Origin of the sequence: Vibrio sonorensis, assembly GCF_001854765.1 — a bacterium.
Taxonomy (GTDB): Bacteria; Pseudomonadota; Gammaproteobacteria; order Enterobacterales; family Vibrionaceae; genus Vibrio; species Vibrio sonorensis.
The window spans coordinates 153,563-173,637 of sequence record NZ_LJJE01000002.1; the positions used below are offsets into that span (position 1 = coordinate 153,563).

16 protein-coding genes, 1 other RNA gene and 4 pseudogenes are annotated in these 20,075 nt (G+C 46.3%); 14 read left to right on the top strand and 7 right to left on the bottom strand.

From position 1 onward, the window contains the following. Nucleotides 1-3 precede the first annotated feature (3 nt). A complete protein-coding gene (parC, locus tag BLO31_RS00720; RefSeq protein WP_070962392.1) occupies nt 4-2,289 on the top strand; it encodes a DNA topoisomerase IV subunit A in 2,286 nt (761 codons plus the stop codon). Between the two features lie 49 nt (nt 2,290-2,338). Here the strand turns inward: parC and degS are convergent, their stop codons facing one another. The 3 genes and pseudogenes from degS to zapG form a co-directional block, all read right to left on the bottom strand. Beyond that, nucleotides 2,339-3,406, bottom strand: coding sequence for an outer membrane-stress sensor serine endopeptidase DegS (gene degS / locus BLO31_RS00725; protein ID WP_070962618.1), 1,068 nt, complete (start codon nt 3,404-3,406; stop codon nt 2,339-2,341). Between the two features lie 125 nt (nt 3,407-3,531). Further along, a pseudogene (locus BLO31_RS00730) lies at nt 3,532-4,898 on the bottom strand (DegQ family serine endoprotease). 124 nt (nt 4,899-5,022) lie between these two features. Continuing rightward, entirely contained in the window at nt 5,023-5,478 is a 456-nt protein-coding gene (gene zapG, locus BLO31_RS00735; protein WP_070962394.1) for a Z-ring associated protein ZapG, read from the bottom strand. Between the two features lie 245 nt (nt 5,479-5,723). On the opposite strand from zapG, the pseudogene zapE reads away from it, so the two are divergent. The 8 genes and pseudogenes from zapE (at nt 5,724) to sspB (ending at nt 12,061) form a co-directional block, all read left to right on the top strand. Further along, nucleotides 5,724-6,826 (top strand): annotated as a pseudogene (gene zapE, locus BLO31_RS00740) (cell division protein ZapE). A 243-nt stretch (nt 6,827-7,069) separates the two neighbouring features. Continuing rightward, nucleotides 7,070-7,498: a 50S ribosomal protein L13 gene (gene rplM / locus BLO31_RS00750; RefSeq protein WP_070962398.1), complete on the top strand. Its 429-nt coding sequence runs from the start codon at nt 7,070-7,072 to the stop codon at nt 7,496-7,498. A gap of 15 nt (nt 7,499-7,513) precedes the next feature. Further along, nucleotides 7,514-7,906 carry a 30S ribosomal protein S9 gene (gene rpsI / locus BLO31_RS00755; RefSeq protein ID WP_070962400.1) on the top strand — a complete coding sequence of 131 codons (393 nt, stop codon included), beginning with the start codon at nt 7,514-7,516 and terminating at the stop codon, nt 7,904-7,906. 328 nt (nt 7,907-8,234) lie between these two features. Beyond that, on the top strand, nt 8,235-8,828 hold the full coding sequence (gene petA, locus BLO31_RS00760) for a ubiquinol-cytochrome c reductase iron-sulfur subunit (RefSeq protein ID WP_070962402.1): 594 nt from the start codon (nt 8,235-8,237) through the stop codon (nt 8,826-8,828). After that, nucleotides 8,828-10,093 (top strand): cytochrome b, encoded by a 1,266-nt coding sequence (locus BLO31_RS00765; protein ID WP_070962404.1) that lies wholly within the window; start codon nt 8,828-8,830, stop codon nt 10,091-10,093. Before petA ends, BLO31_RS00765 begins: the two co-directional genes overlap by 1 nt. After that, nucleotides 10,090-10,827, top strand: a complete 738-nt coding sequence (locus tag BLO31_RS00770) for a cytochrome c1 (protein ID WP_070962406.1) — start codon at nt 10,090-10,092, stop codon at nt 10,825-10,827. Before BLO31_RS00765 ends, BLO31_RS00770 begins: the two co-directional genes overlap by 4 nt. A gap of 96 nt (nt 10,828-10,923) precedes the next feature. After that, nucleotides 10,924-11,559, top strand: a complete 636-nt coding sequence (gene sspA, locus BLO31_RS00775; RefSeq protein ID WP_070962408.1) for a stringent starvation protein SspA — start codon at nt 10,924-10,926, stop codon at nt 11,557-11,559. A 10-nt stretch (nt 11,560-11,569) separates the two neighbouring features. Continuing rightward, nucleotides 11,570-12,061: a ClpXP protease specificity-enhancing factor gene (sspB, locus tag BLO31_RS00780; RefSeq protein WP_070962410.1), complete on the top strand. Its 492-nt coding sequence runs from the start codon at nt 11,570-11,572 to the stop codon at nt 12,059-12,061. Nucleotides 12,062-12,107: 46 nt separating this feature from the next. Here sspB and BLO31_RS00785 read toward each other — a convergent pair whose 3' ends face one another. The 4 genes and pseudogenes from BLO31_RS00785 to BLO31_RS00800 form a co-directional block, all read right to left on the bottom strand. Then, nucleotides 12,108-12,677: a BON domain-containing protein gene (locus BLO31_RS00785; protein WP_070962412.1), complete on the bottom strand. Its 570-nt coding sequence runs from the start codon at nt 12,675-12,677 to the stop codon at nt 12,108-12,110. 3 nt (nt 12,678-12,680) lie between these two features. Next, nucleotides 12,681-13,270 (bottom strand): annotated as a pseudogene (locus BLO31_RS00790) (phosphoheptose isomerase). 3 nt (nt 13,271-13,273) lie between these two features. Next, a complete protein-coding gene (locus BLO31_RS00795) occupies nt 13,274-13,639 on the bottom strand; it encodes a YraN family protein (RefSeq protein WP_070962414.1) in 366 nt (121 codons plus the stop codon). Continuing rightward, nucleotides 13,617-15,436: pseudogene (locus tag BLO31_RS00800) on the bottom strand (penicillin-binding protein activator). The gene BLO31_RS00795 and the pseudogene BLO31_RS00800 overlap by 23 nt, the downstream one beginning before the upstream one ends. Before the next feature lie 63 nt (nt 15,437-15,499). Here BLO31_RS00800 and rsmI point away from each other — a divergent pair. From rsmI to BLO31_RS00825, 5 genes are all read left to right on the top strand, one after another. Next, the gene (gene rsmI, locus BLO31_RS00805; protein WP_070962416.1) at nt 15,500-16,363 is read left to right on the top strand and encodes a 16S rRNA (cytidine(1402)-2'-O)-methyltransferase; all 864 of its coding nucleotides are present in this window, start codon (nt 15,500-15,502) and stop codon (nt 16,361-16,363) included. 94 nt (nt 16,364-16,457) lie between these two features. Then, nucleotides 16,458-16,836, top strand: an RNA gene (rnpB, locus tag BLO31_RS00810) — RNase P RNA component class A. A gap of 231 nt (nt 16,837-17,067) precedes the next feature. Continuing rightward, entirely contained in the window at nt 17,068-18,018 is a 951-nt protein-coding gene (rsmH, locus tag BLO31_RS00815; RefSeq protein WP_070962418.1) for a 16S rRNA (cytosine(1402)-N(4))-methyltransferase RsmH, read from the top strand. Nucleotides 18,019-18,021: 3 nt separating this feature from the next. Further along, a complete protein-coding gene (gene ftsL / locus BLO31_RS00820) occupies nt 18,022-18,339 on the top strand; it encodes a cell division protein FtsL (RefSeq protein WP_070962420.1) in 318 nt (105 codons plus the stop codon). Beyond that, nucleotides 18,336-20,072 carry a penicillin-binding transpeptidase domain-containing protein gene (locus BLO31_RS00825; protein WP_070962422.1) on the top strand — a complete coding sequence of 579 codons (1,737 nt, stop codon included), beginning with the start codon at nt 18,336-18,338 and terminating at the stop codon, nt 20,070-20,072. Before ftsL ends, BLO31_RS00825 begins: the two co-directional genes overlap by 4 nt. The last annotated feature ends 3 nt before the right edge of the window (nt 20,073-20,075 follow it).

The following is a 20,075-nucleotide window of genomic DNA, read 5'->3' on the forward strand; positions in this document are numbered from 1 at the left end:
CGAATGTCTACAGAAATTACATACGATGGCGTTGAACAGTTGCCGATGCGCAAGTTCACCGAAGACGCTTATCTCAATTACTCAATGTACGTCATTATGGATCGTGCTTTGCCATACATTGGTGATGGCTTAAAGCCCGTTCAACGACGTATTATCTACGCGATGTCAGAGTTAGGTCTGTCAGCCGCGGCAAAATACAAAAAATCGGCGCGTACAGTAGGTGACGTATTGGGTAAATACCACCCTCATGGTGACTCTGCTTGTTATGAGGCTATGGTACTTATGGCCCAGCCTTTCTCGTATCGTTATCCGCTGGTAGACGGTCAGGGTAACTGGGGTGCGCCAGATGATCCTAAGTCGTTTGCGGCGATGCGTTATACAGAAGCCAAACTGTCTAAGTTTGCTGAAGTGTTACTTGGCGAGTTAGGTCAAGGCACGGTGGAGTGGCAACCTAACTTTGACGGCACGATGAAAGAGCCGCAAATGCTGCCGGCTCGTTTACCTCATATTTTGCTAAACGGTGTGACTGGTATTGCTGTCGGTATGGCGACGGATATTCCGCCGCATAACGTTCGCGAAGTTGCCGAAGCTACGATCCACTTGATTGACAATCCCAAGGCCGAACTGCCGGATGTTATGCAGTTTGTCAAAGGACCAGATTACCCGACTGAAGCGGAGATCATCTCTCCTAGTTCTGACTTAGAGAAGATTTATCGCAACGGCAAAGGCAGCATCAAGATGCGTGCGGTTTGGCACAAAGAGGGGACAGACATCGTAATTACGGCGCTGCCTCACCAAGTATCGGGCGCCAAGCTACTAGAGCAGATCGCCAACCAGATGCGAGCTAAAAAGCTGCCTATGGTGGATGATCTTCGCGACGAATCTGATCATGAAAACCCAACTCGTATCGTTATTGTCCCTCGTTCTAATCGAGTGGATTGTGATCAGTTGATGAACCATCTTTTTGCGTCCACTGATTTAGAAAAGAACTTCCGTGTAAACCTGAATATGATTGGCCTAGACAATCGTCCTCAGGTGAAAGGTTTAGTTCAGATCCTGTCAGAATGGATCCAGTTCCGCCGCGAAACCGTTCGTCGTCGTTTGCAGCATCGTCTCGATAAGGTATTGGCTCGCTTACATATCCTTGAAGGTTTGTTGGTCGCTTATCTAAACCTTGACGAAGTCATTGAAATAATCCGCACTGAGGACGATCCAAAAGCCGTGCTAATGGCGCGATTTGGGATTACCGATATTCAAGCAGACGCGATTTTAGATACCAAACTTCGTCATCTAGCTAAGCTAGAAGAGATGAAGATCCGCGGTGAACAAGAAGAGCTAGAGAAAGAGCGTCAAAAACTTGAGCAACTTCTTGGTTCTGAGCGTCGTTTGAACACACTGCTTAAGAAAGAGATCAAAGCAGATGCGGAAAAATATGGCGATGATCGCCGTTCTCCTCTTGTGGAGCGTGCAGAAGCAAAAGCACTGACAGAAAGAGATTTAGTTCCTAGCGAACCAATCACGGTGGTGTTATCCGAAAAAGGGTGGATTCGCCATGCGAAAGGTCACGATGTCGATGCTGAAAGCCTGAACTACAAATCAGGTGATAAATATCTGGCTCATGCTCGGGGTAAGAGTAGCCAGCAAGCCGTCTTCCTCGGTAGTGATGGCCGTAGTTATTCGCTTGAATCCCACTCTTTGCCTTCGGCGCGCAGTCAAGGTGAACCCATCACTGGTCGCTTGAACATCAATGCTGGTACTTCTATTCGCCATGTTGTTATGGGTGAAGAAGAGCAGCTTTGGCTTGTTAGTTCAGATGCAGGTTATGGCTTTGTCTGTAAAGGTTCTGATCTACTGTCTAAAAACCGCAGCGGTAAAGCCCTAGTCTCATTACCTCAAAACTCTGAGGTGATGGCTCCTGACGCGATTGGTAATATCGATAGCGATGATATCTTGGCTATCACTAACCAAGGTCGAATGCTGTTGTTCCCGATAAAAGATCTACCGCAGCTAGGTAAGGGTAAGGGTAATAAGATCATCAATATTCCAGCGGCAAAAGCGAAAGAGCGCGAGGAGTTGGTTTCACACCTAATTTCTGTACCTCAAGGGGCGACTGTTACGCTCTATGCTGGTAAACGCAAGCTTGGACTTAAGCCTAGTGATCTGGAGAATTTCCGCGGTGAACGAGGCCGCCGAGGCGGACTACTACCAAGGGGACTTCAGCGAGTGACTCGTATTGAAATCGAGGAGCCGGAAGCTTCACTACCCCCACCAGTAGAGAATCAAGAATAAACAAAAAGCCCTTGCTAGCAGTAGCAAGGGCTTTTTTAACAATCAGATTTTATTGCTCGCGTTTGTCTTCAGCAATTGTCACGCTTAAACTTATCTCTTCACCTTTTCGCAGCACTAGTACGTCTACCGTTGTACCCGGGCGGAGCTCGGTGACAATGTCCATAACACTGTCGCGACCGTGAATACGCTGACCGTCTATCTCTATGATGATGTCTTGGGCGACAAAGCCTGCGTCGGCTGCTGGACTATTGGGATCCACGCCCAGTACGATAATACCACCGGTGTGTTTATCTCCCAGTAATCGAGAAGTGACTGTACTGATGTCTTGGCCATCAATACCAATGTATCCACGAATGACTCGACCATCGGCAATGATCTTTTCCATAATGGTGTTGGCGAGCGGATAGGGAATGGCAAAAGAGATGCCATAAGTTTCTAGGTCGGTTGCCTGCTGAAAAGAGGCGGTGTTGATACCGACGAGTTCGCCGCGAGTATTTACCAAAGCTCCGCCAGAGTTTCCTTGGTTAATCGCAGCGTCGGTTTGAATAAACGATTGACGTCCGTTAGCGCTTATCGATGAGCGACCCGTCGCTGAGATAATGCCAAAGGTTGTGGTTTGTCCAAGGTTGTAAGGGTTACCAATCGCCAAAACCACATCCCCCACTTTAGGTTGATACTCTTGATTTAGAGGGATGACCGGAAGATTTGTTCCTTCGATTCGCAAGATGGCGATATCGGTGGGCTTGTCCTTACCAACTAATTGGGCGGCGGAAGCGCGACCATCTTGTAGTGCAACAATGATTTGGTCTGCCTGTGCAACGACGTGATAGTTGGTGATGATATAACCTTTGTCACTGACTATAACGCCTGAACCTAGGCCTTGAATAGAAAGCTTTTCTCGGTTGTTTTCAGTGTATTTTCGGCTGTATATATTTACGACGGCGGGTGCGGCTTTTCTTACCGCATCGTTAAATGATATCTGCTCGGAACTAATATCATTGACGACTTTAGAGATGTTTTGACCAATGTAGTCAGGGCGTAGGGAAGGGACAGTGAGTAGTAACAGAAAGGCGGTGGCCAATCCCAACCCGATAGAACGCAACAAGAACGCCAACATGTACAGCAAGACCCCGACAATCAAAAAAACGATAAGAAAGCATAGCATTAGTTGCTGAAATAACAAAAGGACAGGGCGTTTTGCCACTGTCCTTTATAATAGACGTCTCGTTTCTGTTGATGCCGTTATCGAACAACTAAGTAAATCGTACGCTCTCCGCGTTGGATATTTAAAGCCAGTACACTGGGTTGCCCCTCTAGTACTTTGCGAAAATCGGCTAAGTTCTTAACGCGTTTGCGATTGACACCAATAATAATGTCACCTTCTAGAAGCTGGTAAGCTTGAGCTGCGGAGCCTTCTTCAACTTTGGAAACCTTCACTCCTTTTACTACATCGCTCGCTGTTGTATTGGTCAACTCAGCGCCTTGTAGACCCGGGTGCAACTTATCTGCCGTCGTTTTTATGCTGGTCTGCTCGCCAAGGGTGACGTCGAATGTTTTTTCTTTACCATCTCTTAGCACGCCAAGTTCGATCGTTTTGCCAGCGCCTAGCGTCGCAACTTTTGCTCTCAACTCACTAAAGGTATGAATATTTTTGCCATTGATAGAGACAATGATGTCACCAGCTTTTAGGCCCGCCTTGTCCGCTGCACTGTCGGGGACGACCTGGCCAACAAAAGCTCCCTTGCTGGATTCATAGCCGAGCGCTTCGGCAAGTTCAGAAGTTACTTCGCCACCCTGAACACCCAACATACCGCGTTTTACTTCACCAAACTCTAGGATTTGCTCGGTTAAGTTTTTCATCATATTAGATGGAATGGCAAAACCGATACCGACATTACCGCCGTTAGGTCCCAAAATCGCAGTGTTAATACCGATGAGTTCACCGTTTAGGTTAACGAGTGCACCACCTGAGTTACCGCTATTGATGGCCGCATCGGTTTGAATAAAGTTTTCGAAGTTTTCAATGTTAAGGCCACTGCGGCCAAGTGCTGAAACTATTCCAGAGGTGACGGTTTGCCCCAATCCAAAGGGGTTACCGATAGCGACGGAAAAGTCACCGACGCGCAATGAATCAGAATCTGCCAGTTTGATTTCGGTAAGGTCTTTGGCTTCTTCTAGTTTTAATAGTGCGATATCAGACATTTGATCGCCACCGATCAGTTCCGCTTCGTACTCTCGCCCGTCGTGCAACTGAACGCGAATCTTCTCGGCACCATTAATGACGTGGTAGTTGGTTACGATATGTCCTTTGTCAGCATCTATGATGACACCAGAGCCTAGACCTCTAAAAGGTCGCTCACGAAGCTGTTCGGTTGGAAACTCTGGTCCAAAAAAGAAGCGGAATTGCTCGGGGATCTGTTGTCGTGATACTTGGGTTCCCTCTACGGCGATACTAACAACTGCTGGGGTCACTTTCTCTAGCATGGGAGCCAAGCTTGGCAGTTCTTGACCTGAACCGCAACAGGTAGTGCTGCTGTAGCGGTAGCGGGAATGATGATTGAACTTAAGCTTAGGGAAAGAGCAGTTAGTGCAAGCAAAGGTTTTTTCATCTGATAACTCCTGTGTAAACCAAGGTTATGAATTAAATACATGGGTATGGCTTATTACGTATTCAACTCTATTTGGTGAGGAGTAAGACTCAAAAACCTATGCAAAGTTCACATAAAAGTGTGATCAAGATGCCTTAGCAGTGACCACTTCTTCTGATTTTAAGATCTCTTTGGGCTGTTCGGTTAATAGACCCGTAGCTCCAGCCGCATAGTCTTTAGGTTGCTTATCTTCAGGAGCGTCACTTTCGATAAGAGGGGTACCCTCTTGCTCTTCAGGTTCTGCTACTTGCTTGTTAAACGGGTTGTCCTGAGCCGGTGTTTCAGGAAGTAACTCAGAAGACGTTTTGGCTAGGTGTTGGTACAACTTAGTGTACTCGCGACCAACAGAGTCAATCAGTTCTGCCGACTGCGCAAAGTGATCGGCAAGATCTTGTTTTTGTTGTTCCAGTTCAAATTTTGCGGTTTCTAGCTCTTTTTGAATGCTTTTCTGTTTTTTGTATCCCGGAGTACTTAGTCGAGAAACTGCGAATCCCAATACACCACCAACTAGCAATCCTACTACGGCATAAATCCAAGGCATAAAAACTCCTTATCATTGTTATTTAACACGTTTGTTACACATGTCGAAATCACATGGTACTATGAGAACATCAGCCGATAAAGAGAAAACCCTATACTGAGTCTGGTCACATTGTTAGCAAACGATAACATTGCCTGCTAAAGTATTGATTGGTTTAATAAATAAAGTGCCTTTTCTTCCTAGGCTGCGAATAAAAATAACGCACTGGTATAACAAAAAACAAAGCCCAATCCGGTAAAAGCCCAATGACCCCACTACAGCGATATAAACAAGATATTGATGAGCTTGGATTCCAAGAAGACGAAGCTCAGTACATGGCCGTTCAGGCCCTTGATACTCTCTATCACGAACTGATTGAGTATCAAAATGCCCCCGAGTTGCAACCAACGCGTTGGCAAAAGTGTTCGGCAAGGAGCCTGAAAAGCCTCAGCCACCACAAGGCCTCTATTTCTGGGGAGGAGTCGGCCGAGGTAAGACATACTTGATGGACACCTTTTTTGACGCTTTGCCGTCAGATAAGAAAATGCGAGTTCACTTTCACCGATTTATGTACCGCGTGCACGACGAGCTAAAGGCGTTAGGGGAAGTGGCTGACCCACTAGATAAAATAGCCGATCTCTTTAAAGCTGAAGCCGACATTATTTGCTTTGATGAGTTTTTTGTTTCAGACATTACTGACGCCATGATTTTAGGGACGCTTTTTCAAGCCTTGTTCGAACGCAATGTAGTTTTGGTGGCGACGTCGAACATTCCCCCTAACGATCTCTACCGCAACGGATTACAACGAGCGCGTTTTTTACCAGCGATTAAGTTGATACAAGAAAACTGCCGAGTGCTTAATGTCGACAGCGGTATAGATTATCGCTTGAGAACCTTGGAACAAGCTGAAATCTATCACTACCCGCTAGACAAAGCCGCAAGTGAAAACTTGGTCCACTATTACCACCAACTCGTCAATGAGCATAAGCGAGTTGAAACCCAGATAGAGATCAATCATCGCCAGATTGAGGTGATTGAGGCTTCCGATGGTGTGTTACACGCGAGCTTTGACCAGTTGTGTCAAACTCCGAGAAGCCAAAATGACTTTATCGAAATCTCACGCATATACCACACCGTATTATTGGCGGATGTGGTTCAGATGAATCACGCCATCGACGATGCCGCGAGGAGATTTATCGCCCTGGTCGATGAGTTTTACGAGCGCAACGTAAAGTTAATTATCTCAGCGGAAGTCGCGTTAGAGTCGCTTTATACTACTGGCCAACTTGAGTTTGAGTTCAAGCGTTGTCAGTCGCGATTAGTGGAAATGCAAAGCCATGATTACTTGGCAAAAGAGCATTTAGCGTAACTTTAATGCTCAAAAGGCTTGGTTGGGAAAAAAATCAGTGACAGAGAGCAAAAAAAAGGTGATTTTTTCATCTTACTTCTCTATAATCCTGCGACCCACCGTTACTGCAGACCCAACTCTCTGGAGTTTAGTGGTCGAGAGTGCCAACCACTCGAAGGGGTGATGACTGGGCTCTTAGACAGTGTGGGAACGCTGAAAAGTGTTCCTTAAAGTTTAAATTTTAATTAACGGGTTATTATTAGCATGAAAACTTTCGTTGCTAAACCAGAAACTGTAAAACGCGACTGGTACGTTGTAGACGCTGAAGGTAAAACTCTTGGTCGTCTAGCAAGTGAAATTGCATCTCGCCTACGTGGCAAACACAAAGCTGAATACACTCCTCACGTTGACACTGGTGATTACATCATCGTTGTTAATGCTGAGAAAGTTGCTGTAACAGGCAACAAAGCTAAGAACAAAGTGTACTACCGTCACTCTGAGTTCCCAGGTGGCCTAAAATCAATCACTTTTGAAAAGTTGATCGATCGTAAGCCTGAAATGGCGCTTGAGCTAGCGGTTAAAGGTATGCTACCACGTGGTCCTCTAGGCCGTGCTATGTACCGTAAGCTTAAAGTTTACGCTGGCGCTGAGCACAACCACGGTGCTCAACAACCACAAGTACTAGACATCTAATCGGGGATTTCGAAAATGGCAGAGAATCAATACTACGGCACTGGCCGTCGCAAAAGCTCAGCTGCACGTGTTTTCATTAAACCAGGCAGCGGTAACATCGTAATCAACAAGCGTAGCCTTGATGAGTACTTCGGTCGTCCAACTTCTCGCATGGTTGTTAAACAACCTCTTGAGCTAGTTGAACTAACTGAGAAACTAGACCTATACGTTACTGTTAAAGGTGGCGGTATTTCAGGTCAAGCAGGTGCTATCCGTCACGGTATCACTCGCGCTCTAATGGAATACGATGAGTCTCTACGTCCTGTTCTACGTTCAGCTGGTTACGTTACTCGCGACGCTCGTTGCGTTGAGCGTAAGAAAGTTGGTCTACGTAAAGCACGTCGTCGTCCACAATTCTCTAAGCGTTAATCTTTCTTTACAGCAAGATACGCTCCGGTTTGTTACCGGATTGTGGTCTAAAAAGCCTGACATTTATGTCAGGCTTTTTGTTTTTTAGCGCAAATAAAATGTCCTTCCTACCTTATCTAGAGCCTTGTTGTGTTTAGATTATTCCCTTTTGTGACCTCACAAGCGAAATCCTTACTAATGTTACAAAAAAGTAGCGATTAACTTGTCAAAAAGTAGGGTTTTATTTATGATCTTACAACTAATAAATACAACTATATTCGTATTATGTAAGCCATGCTCTGTAAGCGGAATACTATAATCCACAAAGAGCAAATGGGAGAATGTTTGGATGAGCAATGCGCCTTTGAATAACGGCCGCAGACGATTCCTGACAGCCACAACTGCGGTTGTTGGAGGTCTTGGAGCTGCTGCTGTCGCCGTGCCTTTTATTAAATCTTGGAACCCAAGTGCCAAAGCTAAAGCAGCAGGTGCCCCTGTTGAAGTCGATATTAGCAAACTTGAAGAAGGACAAATGGTTCGCGTCGAATGGCGTGGTAAACCAGTATGGGTCGTTCGTCGAGCTCAATCTGTCGTCGATAAGTTAAAAGATTTGGATGGTCAGTTAAGAGATCCTGCTTCTGGTGAGCCTCAACAACCAGAATACGCTCAAAACGCCTATCGTTCTATTAAACCTGAATATTTTGTTGCAGTCGGTATCTGTACACATCTTGGTTGTTCTCCAACCTATTTACCTGACACTTTCGGTGAGCAAGTTCAAGGTGTGAAATCGGGCTTCTTCTGTCCTTGCCACGGCTCTAAGTTCGATATGGCTGGACGTGTATTCCAAGGTGTTCCTGCTCCGACAAACCTGATGGTTCCTAAACACATGTATGTGACGGACAGTAGAATTATTGTCGGTGTTGACGAAGGAGGGGAAGCCTAATGCAAGCTCTACTGGACTGGGTGGAAAAACGCATACCAGCGATGAATGCGTATAAAAAGCACCTTTCTGAATACCCGATGCCAAAAAACTTCAACTTCTGGTATCTGTTTGGCTCTCTAGCCATGTTGGTTCTTGTTAACCAAATCCTAACCGGTATTTGGTTAACAATGAACTACGTACCTTCTGGTGAAGGTGCATTTGCGTCTATCGAATACATCATGCGCGATGTCGAGTATGGCTGGTTGCTAAGATATATGCACTCTACCGGCGCTTCGGCATTCTTCGTTGTGGTTTACCTGCACATGTTCCGCGGTTTGATCTACGGTTCATACCAAAAACCTCGTGAACTGCTTTGGATCTTCGGTATGTTGATCTTCTTGGTATTGATGGCCGAAGCTTTTATGGGTTACCTACTACCATGGGGGCAAATGTCCTACTGGGGTGCACAGGTAATCATCTCGCTATTTGGTGCGATTCCAGTTATCGGTGATGACCTAACACTATGGATCCGCGGTGACTACGTAATCTCCGGAGCGACGCTCAACCGTTTCTTCGCACTACACGTAATCGCTTTGCCAATCGTATTGCTACTTCTGATCGTCCTTCACGTATTGGCGCTGCACGAAGTGGGCTCTAACAACCCCGATGGTATCGAAACTAAACTGCCAAAAGGCTCAATGGGCGACGATTACGAAACCCAGTTTAAGTTCCACGACTACTACACGAAGAAATACGACATTATCGATTCTATTCCTTTCCACCCCTATGGAACGGTGAAGGATTTAGTCGGTGTTGCCGGTTTCTTATTCTTCTTCTGTTATGTGCTGTTTTTCAACCCAGAAATGGGCGGATTCTTCCTTGAGCCACCTAACTTTGAAGCAGCTAACCCTCTGAAGACTCCAGAGCATATCGCCCCTGTTTGGTACTTCACACCGTTCTACGCGATTTTGCGTGCGGTACCTGACAAACTGCTGGGTGTTATCGCTATGGGCGCTTCGATTGCAGTGTTGTTTGTTCTGCCTTGGCTAGATCGCTGTCGAGTACGTTCTTACCGCTACCGCAGTAAGTTCCACTTGTTCAACATCATTCAGTTTACGATTTGCTTTATCGCTTTGGGTGTTCTTGGTGCTTTGCCAGCCACTCCAGTTGCGACGCTTTTAGCGCAAATCTTTAGCTTAGGTTACTTCATGTTCTTCGTGCTGCTGTATTTCTACAGTAAGAACGAAGCGACCAAACCACTACCAGAGAGGGTGACATTCAAATGAAAAAATGGATAGTAATTTTGTTTGCAATGCTGCCTTCGTTGGCGATGGCAGCGGCAGTGAACGTACCGCTAGACAAAGCGAATAACGACTTATCAGACCAAGCGTCGTTGCAAAATGGTGCCAAGCTATTTATGAACTACTGCTTTGGCTGTCACGCGACTCAATATCAGCGTTACGAGCGAGTAGCGACGGACTTAGGTATTCCTCTGGACCTGATGAAAGAGAGCTTAGTTTTTGACCCTGAAGCAAAGATCGGTGATCTTATGGTCAATGCGATCCCTCAAGAGTCAGCAGCTCAGTGGTTTGGTGCTCCGCCACCAGATCTGACTTTGGTCGCTCGTGTTCGAGGTACTGACTGGTTGTACACTTACATGCGTTCTTTCTACGCTGATCCTTCACGTCCATTTGGCGTAAATAACATTGTTTTCCCACTTGTGGGTATGCCTCATGTACTGGAAGAGCTGCAAGGTATTCCTCAGCCAGTCTACGGTACTAAGATCGTTGATGGTGAAGAGGTTCAAGTCGTAGTCGGTGTTGAGTCTGACGGTAGCGGTGAGTTAAACAGCGAAGAGTACGACCAAGCGGTACGCGATTTAGTGAATTTCCTTGAGTACTCAGGGGACCCAGTGAAGCTAGAGCGTCACGCGTTAGGTTGGTGGGTAATGGCATTTTTGGTGTTGCTTACAATCGTATTTGTTCTGCTGAAGAAAGAATATTGGCGCGATGTGCACTAATTGTGCTATTATGCCGTGCTAATTTCCCAATTTTGAATTGACAATGGAGGCTTAGCTCCATTGTTTTTTATATCTATAAGTGTGCTGGAGGGCTCCATGGCTGTAGCTGCCAATAAACGTTCTGTGATGACTCTATTTTCAAGTGCATCCGATATGTATAGCCATCAGGTTCGTATTGTTCTGGCTGAGAAAGGGGTAAGTGTAGAAGTAGAGTTGGTAGATGAAGCAAACCTACCTGCCGAGCTTATTGAACTAAACCCATACAAATCGGTTCCAACTTTGGTTGACCGCGAATTGGCTCTGTATGATTCAAAAATCATTATGGAGTACCTAGATGAGCGTTTTCCACACCCGCCTTTAATGCCTGTATACCCAGTTGCTCGTGGTAACAGCCGTTTAATGATTTACCGTATCGAAAGAAACTGGTATTCACTGGCTGAAAAAGTGGCGACTGCACCAGCGGAAGAAGCTGAAGCAGCTCGTAACAAGCTTCGCAATGACCTTCTGACTCTTGCTCCAGTATTTGCTGAATACGAGTACTTTATGAGCGAAGAGTTTAGCTTGATTGATTGCTACCTTGCTCCATTGTTGTGGCGTCTACCTACTCTAGGTATTGAACTTGTCGGCCCTGGTTCAAAAGAGCTAAAAGTTTACATGAATCGTGTATTTGAGCGTGATTCGTTCCTAGCTTCTCTAACAGAAGCAGAACGTGAAATGCGTCTGGTACGATAACGGCGAGTTAATGGATATTTCGAACATGACACCACGTCGACCGTATATGCTTCGAGCTTTTTACGATTGGCTGGTGGACAATGATTTGACCCCTCATCTTGTTGTGGCGGCAACCTTACCGGGTGTAAGAGTGCCGATGGAGTTTGTACAAGATGGTCAAATCATTCTCAACATTGCTCCGCGTGCGGTTGGCAATCTTGAGTTAGGTAATGATGCGATTACGTTCAGTGCTCGTTTTAGCGGGCGTCCACATACAGTGATTGTTCCTATGTATGCGGTTCAAGCTATCTACGCTAGAGAAAATGGCGCGGGTACTATGTTTGAACCAGAAGACGCTTACGCGGACTCTATCGACGAGATAGAGGACGAGAATGACGTGGAAATCGAGTTTGAGACTTCACTAGGCGTGGCTGAAGAGCCGGAACTTGCTGGTAATGAAGCTCAACCCGATGATGAACCACCTAGACCGAAAGGCAGACCAAGCCTTAGAGTCGTCAAATAGTAAAATAGCAGCCAATGGCTGCTATTTTTTTGTGATTTAAAGTGCACTAGTCGCCGTACTGAAAGGCTTTAACGACCTTCTTCACACCTGATATATTTCTTGCGACGTCAGTAGCAAGTTCACCGTGCTCTCTAGAAACGTAACCTAGTAGAAACACCTCTTTATCTTCGGTGATGACTTTAACCTTAACGGTTGCCAGCTCTGAGTTAGTTAGCAGCGCGGATTTGACCTTAGTAGTGATCCAGCTGTCTTTACTCACTTCACCTAAACTTATTGGCGCTTTGATCCTCACTTGGTTGTGGATCTTGTTAACGCCATCGATTTTCCTTGCTTGTGTTTCTAGCTGGTTAAGGAGCTCTTGGGTTTGGGATTGACCCATTAATACGACCGTTCCGTTGTAAGAGCTAGCGGTCACGCGAACTTTACCTCGATAGGGAGCTTTGTTGGTGAGTCCAGCAACTTCAAACTCGATGTTGTTGTCGTTCCAAATTTCTTTCGTGGTTCTTGGGTCAGTGACTACGTTTACTGTTGTAGCTGCCCCTGCAACAATGGCGCCAGCACAACCTGTCATGACCAGCATTGTGGTAAAGGCAAACAGGTATTTAAACAACTTCATCGATTACTCCTCGTGAGCGGGAAACAATACTTGGTCTATTAAGTCGCACAAACAGTGCATAGTGACCATATGTACTTCATGAATACGTGCCGTACGATGAGATGGAATTCGAATTTCCACGTCATTTTCCCCGAGCAACCCCGCCATTTCTCCCCCGTCTTTACCAGTTAGGGCAATAATGGTCATGTCGCGCGTTACCGCTGCTTCCATTGCTTTAATGATGTTTTTGCTGTTGCCACTGGTTGAGATTGCCAGCAAAATATCGCCAGGTTGACCAAAGGCTCTCACTTGCTTGGAAAAAATCTCTTCGTAGTGGTAGTCATTCGCCACTGCGGTCAGTGTTGTGTTGTCGGCGGTTAATGCCATAGCGGGTAGCTAGGTCTTTCTGTTTCAAAACGGTTTAGCAAACAAGATACAAATTGCTGAGCATTTGAGGACGACCCGCCGTTGCCACAGCAGAGAATTTTGTTGCCGTTGAGCAAACTAGACACCATTGCTTGTGCAGCATAAGTGATGACTTCTGGCAGTGCTTCTGCCGAAGCGATTTGAATTTGAATGCTTTCAGTAAAACTGTCTTTAATGCTATCTAGCATCGATTATCCTTGCGTTAGTGCGTTTTTAAACCACTCTATTTGCTCACCATGCTGATGGATGGCGACCAAATCAAACCGAAGATCGCAATTATAAGCGGAAAGGCCCTGTTTCATTAACCAAAAATTCGCAGTTGCGAAGATTTTGTTCGCTTTTGCTTGAGTTACGGTACTCGCGGCATGTCCATATTGCTTTGATGCGCGATAGCGCACCTCGATAAAAACGATGGTTTTATTGTCCTGCATAATCAGGTCAATTTCTCCACCTTTGATGGTAAAGTTTTTTTCAATGGTTACAAGGCCGTGGCGGTGCAGGTGTTGCTCTGCCATAGCCTCGTAATATTGTCCTTTACTCCGGCTGCTTAGCGCCATATTCAGACCAACTGACTTCTCGTTGCACGACGCACTGATCGTCAATACTGAGCGTACCGGTTTGCCCTTGAGTCTGATAGCCTTCAATCACTTTCATTTGCGGTAAGTGCTCCATGAGTAGATAAGCATCCATACCGAGGGCTTGCAGACGTTTTTCAGCATTCGACTTTTTAGGCCACAAATTATCCATCTGAGCTTTCAGGGCAGTATCAGTTTGAATCAAAAGCGGAATGTCGCTATAGGTAACGCCGGATAAATCCTCGTACTGTTTTCTGCCATTATTACTGCGTGAGTTAGAGAACAGCTTAGGTGGATTGGTATCCGGATTCACCGCAACTTCAATAAAGGGCTTAATCAGTGTTAACTCGGCACTGTTGGCGACGATATAAACCGCATCGACGTCGCGGCGGCTTCTAGGCTGACTTTCTAGATCAATACCGAGAAGCGACTCCATTTGCGCGATGTGTTGTTGGCTATCTTGTAGACCAAACACGTTGTTAATGTTCTTTTGAAGTTCGCGTTTGTTGCCAAACAAATTGACCGCAACTGCGTTGTCGCTGTACTTTTTCCACTCGACTTCGAAGGCTTCAACCACTCTTTGTCCCAGTCTACCTTGCGGTGCTAGAATAAGAGGGAACTGGTAACCTTGACTAAACAGATGTTTAGCGGCTTGCGCTACTTCTTGTTCTGGTGACAGGGCTAAATAACACGTTTGCGTACCAAGGTGTATTTGATCTGGAATGTTAAGCGCTAACATGGGCACTGGAGAGCTAAACTCGCTCTGCTTTACCTGTAGAGACTCGATGTTTTCCTTAAGTAAGGGGCCAACAACAAAGTCAACATTGCGTTCAATCAGCGTGCTTTCCAGAGTATTAATATCGAGTTGATTACTATCTATGATGGAAAGCGTGGCATTTTCATCACGCAAATCATCGCTCATCATTGCCAGTACAAAGCCGTCACGGATCAACTGAGCTTGTTTAGCAAACTTACCGGAAAGCGGCAAAATCAGAGCCGTATTTACCGGTTTGCTGATTTCCAAATTTAAAATATCTTGGATCTCAACAGGGGTGTAAAGTGACGCCGGGTGAGATGGGTTTTCGATCAACCATTGCTCTAGCGTATTTTTGAGCTGAGGAAGAGTCGAAGCGAGTGTTCTAGTATAAACCGCTAGTTGATGCCAACCGTCGAGGACCTCTTCTTGTGGCTCGGCAGAGTATTGCGTAATTTGGAACTGGGAATACTGGCTCAGGTTTTGCCATATTCTTTGCGAGAGCTCTGGGTGTTGATCGAGAGAAGTGTATTTGTACAGCTCAGACAGTGCTCGACTTGATTCGAAGAACTGCTCCAATTGTAAAAAGGCTTCAGCTCTTAGTTCGTAGTATTCCTGCCACTGGCGCTTGTCTAATTTCCAACTGCTTCTGAAATTTAACTGTTCGATGACGGACTGGTAATCGCTTTGCATGACGGCAAGGTCTGCACGGCTCAGTTGCCACTCAGCCTGCTGGGACGTTGACAGCTTTTGACGCGAAAGGCGCTGAATCAAGAGTTCGGCTTGACCAGTATCCTTGGCTTTTAGCGCTGATTTTAACGCCATAATGAGCCAGTCGTTTTGAATGCTACCTTGCTACTATCTGCCAACATCAAATAACTTTGAACCGACTGTGTGGGTTCGGCAGTGATATCTACCGAAGTGGCCGTTTGCTGAGTTGCGGTACATGCCGCTAGAGCCAATGCAAGTGCAACAGGAGAGAGAATGCGTGTTACACTGAGGCGCTTCTGGTTTTTAATTGCCATGAGTTCTTAGATAATTCCGTGTAAAATTGTCTCTATATTAATCGTTGAAGTGATAGTAAACAAATGACAGATAATAAAACTTCTCCATTCGAGATCCCAACTCTCTTTATTGTTCCAACTCCAATCGGAAATTTAGCCGATATCACTCAACGTGCCATCGAGGTTTTGAACCAAGTTGACCTAATCGCAGCGGAAGATACCCGTCATACCGGTAAACTACTATCGCACTTAAATATTCAAACCAGAACATATGCCCTTCACGATCACAATGAGCAGCAAAAAGCTCAGGTACTTGTTGACCGATTAAAGAAAGGTGAGTCCATCGCATTAGTTTCCGACGCTGGCACGCCGCTGATCAGTGACCCAGGATACCACTTAGTGACTCAGTGTCGTCAGGCGGGTGTCAAAGTTGTTCCTTTACCGGGAGCATGTGCCGTTATTACTGCGTTAAGTGCTTCGGGCTTGCCTTCAGATCGCTTTAGCTTTGAAGGCTTCTTTCCTGCGAAAAGCAAGGGACGCAAAGATAGGCTACTAGAAATAGCAAAAGTGGAGCGCACCTGCATTTTTTATGAGTCTCCGCACCGTATTCTCGATACTCTCACTGATATGTTGGACGTACTTGGCCCTGACCGTGAAGTGGTACTGGCGAGAGAACTAACCAAAACTTTTGAGACCATTCAGGGGCTGCCACTTGGAGAGTTAGTCGCTTGGGTTAAAGAGGACGACAATCAGCAAAGAGGGGAAATGGTGTTACTGATCCATGGTTATCGAACCGATAGCCAAGCCACAATCCCAGATGAGGTGTGTCGCGCGCTTGGTATTATGGCAAAAGAGCTCCCCCTCAAAAAAGCCGCGGCTTTATGTGCGGAGATCTACAACTTGAAAAAGAACGCGCTTTACAAGTGGGGACTTGAGAACCTTGAGTAAGGGATTGCTCTATTAGTAATCAATTGAACGTTATTTTATCGCGTATATCGAGAACCTCTAGACACACCCACTTACTCGCTATACAATCCGCCTCCGAGTTGACCGGGTAGTCGCTGCCTTATTGATGTCCTTTTGGAGACTGATAAGGGGGAGGAAAGTCCGGGCTCCACAGAGCAGGGTGCCAGGTAACGCCTGGGGGGCGCAAGCTACGACAAGTGCAGCAGAGAGAAAACCGCCGATGGCCTTAGGGCACAGGTAAGGGTGAAAGGGTGCGGTAAGAGCGCACCGTGCGACTGGCAACAGTTCGTAGCAAGGTAAACTCCACCCGGAGCAAGACCAAATAGGCTTCCGTATAGCGTGGCTCGCGTTGGGGAGCGGGTAGGTTGCTCGAGCCAGTGAGCGATTGCTGGCCTAGACGAATGGCTATCACCGCGCAAGCGGTACAGAACCCGGCTTACAGGTCAACTCACCTATTTTAAACCCATTGTAACTTAAGCAGTTATGATGGGTTTTTTGCTTTTAATTGACGCAAATTATTATTATCGCTCTATACTCGGTTGCCTTATGTTTGCGACACCAAGGTGACTTAAGTATAAACTTAGCGCAATATCACGAGTTGCTTGGTGTCTAGAGGTGGCGATTATGCTGCAAATCAGTACACTGGTGAGTTTGAGTGAATCGCTGCGTATAAAACTGAGAGAATTATGACCGAAGCATTCCAACATATTTCAGTTCTGTTGAATGAGTCTATTGAAGGGCTCGCATTAAAACCGGACGGCATCTACATTGACGGCACATTTGGCCGTGGTGGTCACAGTCGAGAAATCCTATCTCGACTCGGTGAAAACGGTCGCCTCTTCAGTATCGACCGCGATCCTCAAGCCATTGAAGAAGCAAGTAAAATTGATGACCCTCGCTTTACTATTATTCACGGCCCTTTTTCTGGAATGGCGGACTATGCGCAACAGTATGGTCTAGTAGGAAAAGTGGATGGTGTGTTGCTGGATCTTGGTGTTTCTTCTCCACAGCTCGACGACGCCGATCGCGGCTTTAGCTTTATGAAAGACGGCCCGTTAGATATGCGAATGGATCCCACCAGTGGAATGCCGGTCTCTCAGTGGCTTCTTCAAGCGGATCTCGATGATATTACTTGGGTGATCCGTGAGTTTGGTGAAGATAAACACGCGAGACGAATTGCTAAAGCAATTGTTGCCCATCGCGAAGATGAAGAAAAAGAACCGTTGACTCGGACTAAGCAGTTGGCATCACTGATCTCAGATGCGGCGCCAAAGAGTTTTAAAGAGAAGAAGCATCCGGCGACACGTACGTTTCAGGCGTTTCGAATCTACATCAACAGTGAGCTGGATGAGATTGATACGGCGCTGAAAGGGGCGGCGAGCATATTGGCACCTCAGGGGCGTCTATCGGTGATCAGCTTCCACTCTCTAGAAGATCGCATGGTTAAGCGATTTATACGCAAAGAGAGCAAAGGTCCTCAAGTGCCTCACGGCATTCCTATGACGGAAGATCAAATCAAGGCGTTGGGCAGTGCTAACCTCAAGCCGATCGGTAAAGCGCTAAAACCGACAAAACAGGAAGTGGAAGTAAACACTCGCTCGCGTAGTTCGGTATTGCGAGTTGCAGAAAAGCTTTAGATTATGGACAACACCTCGCCCAACTTAGCCAAGTTAATTGCCAAGGACCTTATCACTGTTGGTAGGGTTCCTCTTTTGATTTTGTTGTTGATTTTTATCAGCGCAATGTCTGTTGTTTTTATGACTCATGAAACACGTAAAGAAGTGATGGCAAAGGACAGTGCGCTAAAGGAGCGCGAGAGATTAGACAATGAGTGGCGCAACTTATTGTTGGAAGAAACTGCGTTGGCTGAGCACAGCCGAGTCCAAACACTTGCTAAGCAAGAGCTAGAAATGCAAAGGCCAGAATCAGATAAAGAAGTGGTCGTCGATCTGAGATGAGTGTAGAAGCAAAAGAGCCAGCGAAGGGCAAAAAACAGCAATCCCAGCCGTCCGTTGAACTGATACGCTGGCGATTTTACCTCGTCCTATTTTTTATTCTTGCCGCCTTCTGCACGCTTGTTGCTCGTGTTGCCTACATTCAGATTATCGAACCGGGAAGGCTGATTAAAGAAGGCGACCTTCGCTCTATTCGAGCCAAAACCATTCACTCTGCCAGAGGTATTATTTCAGATAGAAATGGTGAGCCACTGGCGGTAAGTGTTCCCGTAGAAGCAATATGGGCCGATCCAGTCACCATATTCAAACAAGGTGGCTTAGAAGATATTGAGCGATGGTACGCACTTGCAGACGTGCTGGGTCTGAAACGCCAAGGGCTGATCGACAAAATCAACAACAACAAAAAGCGTCGCTTTATCTATCTGCAGCGTCAAGTCAGCCCTGCAATGGCCAACTATGTGCGGGAGCTAAAGTTAGCCGGCATTGGCTTAAAAGCCGAGTCGAGGCGCTATTATCCAGCTGGTGAGGTAAGTGCTCACTTAGTTGGAGTGACAGGTATTGATGGTCATGGATTAGAAGGGGTAGAGCGCAGTTACGATAAGTGGCTGACAGGTGAAGCGGGAAAACGCATCATACGCAAAGACCGTTACGGTCGTGTAGTTGAAAATATTTCCCTAGAAGAACGGGAAGAAGGGAAACCGCTGCAACTGACTATTGATCAGCGATTGCAATCTATCGCCTATCGGGCAATTAAGCAGGCAGTGGCAGATTACAGAGCGACGTCTGGCTCTGCTGTTATCCTCGATGTAAAAACCGGTGCGGTGCTGGCGATGGTCAATGCGCCATCCTATAACCCAAATAACCGTTCAGATTTGCAATCGGCCAAAATGCGAAATCGCTCAATCACCGATGCATTTGAGCCGGGCTCTACAGTGAAGCCATTTGTCGTTCTGGCGGCCTTAGAAAATGGCGTAGCGACAAAGGACACCATTATCGATACCGGTAACGGCATTATGCCTTTAGGTGGAAGCCGTGTACGGGACGTATCTAAAGTTGGTAAAGCCGACCTTACGACCATTTTGAAAAAATCGAGTAATATTGGCGTTGCAAAACTCGCACTAGAAATGCCACTCGAAGCTTTATTGGGTATGTATAGCTCTGTCGGCTTTGGTCAGCTATCAGGTCTTAATCTAGTCGGTGAAACAGAAGGTATTTTTCCAAATCGTCGCCGATGGTCAAAGTTTGAAATTGCTACTTTGTCTTATGGATATGGCTTAACCATTACTCCTCTTCAACTCGCACACGCCTATGCGACTTTGGGCAACCACGGTTTGTATCAGCCCATTCACATAATTGACAGTAATCAACAAGATTTTTCCAAGCAGGTGATAGATGAAGATGATGCGCGCTTAGTTCTATCTATGCTTGAAACTGTAACCCAGCCAGGTGGTACCGCTACCAAAGCGGCGGTTCCCGGTTATCGTGTCGCAGCCAAAACGGGTACTTCCCGAAAAGCGGTTGCTGGTGGATATGGCGATGAGTACTTTGTTTATACCGCAGGGGTAGCTCCAGTGAGTGACCCAAGAATTTCAGTAGTAGTGATCGTGAACGAGCCTCAAGGCGATTCGTATTACGGCGGTTCGGTCGCAGGTCCAGTATTCTCAGAAGTAATGAAAGGTGCCCTCCAGATCTTAAATGTGGCACCGGATGAAAATCAATTTAAGCAGGAACAGTAGTTA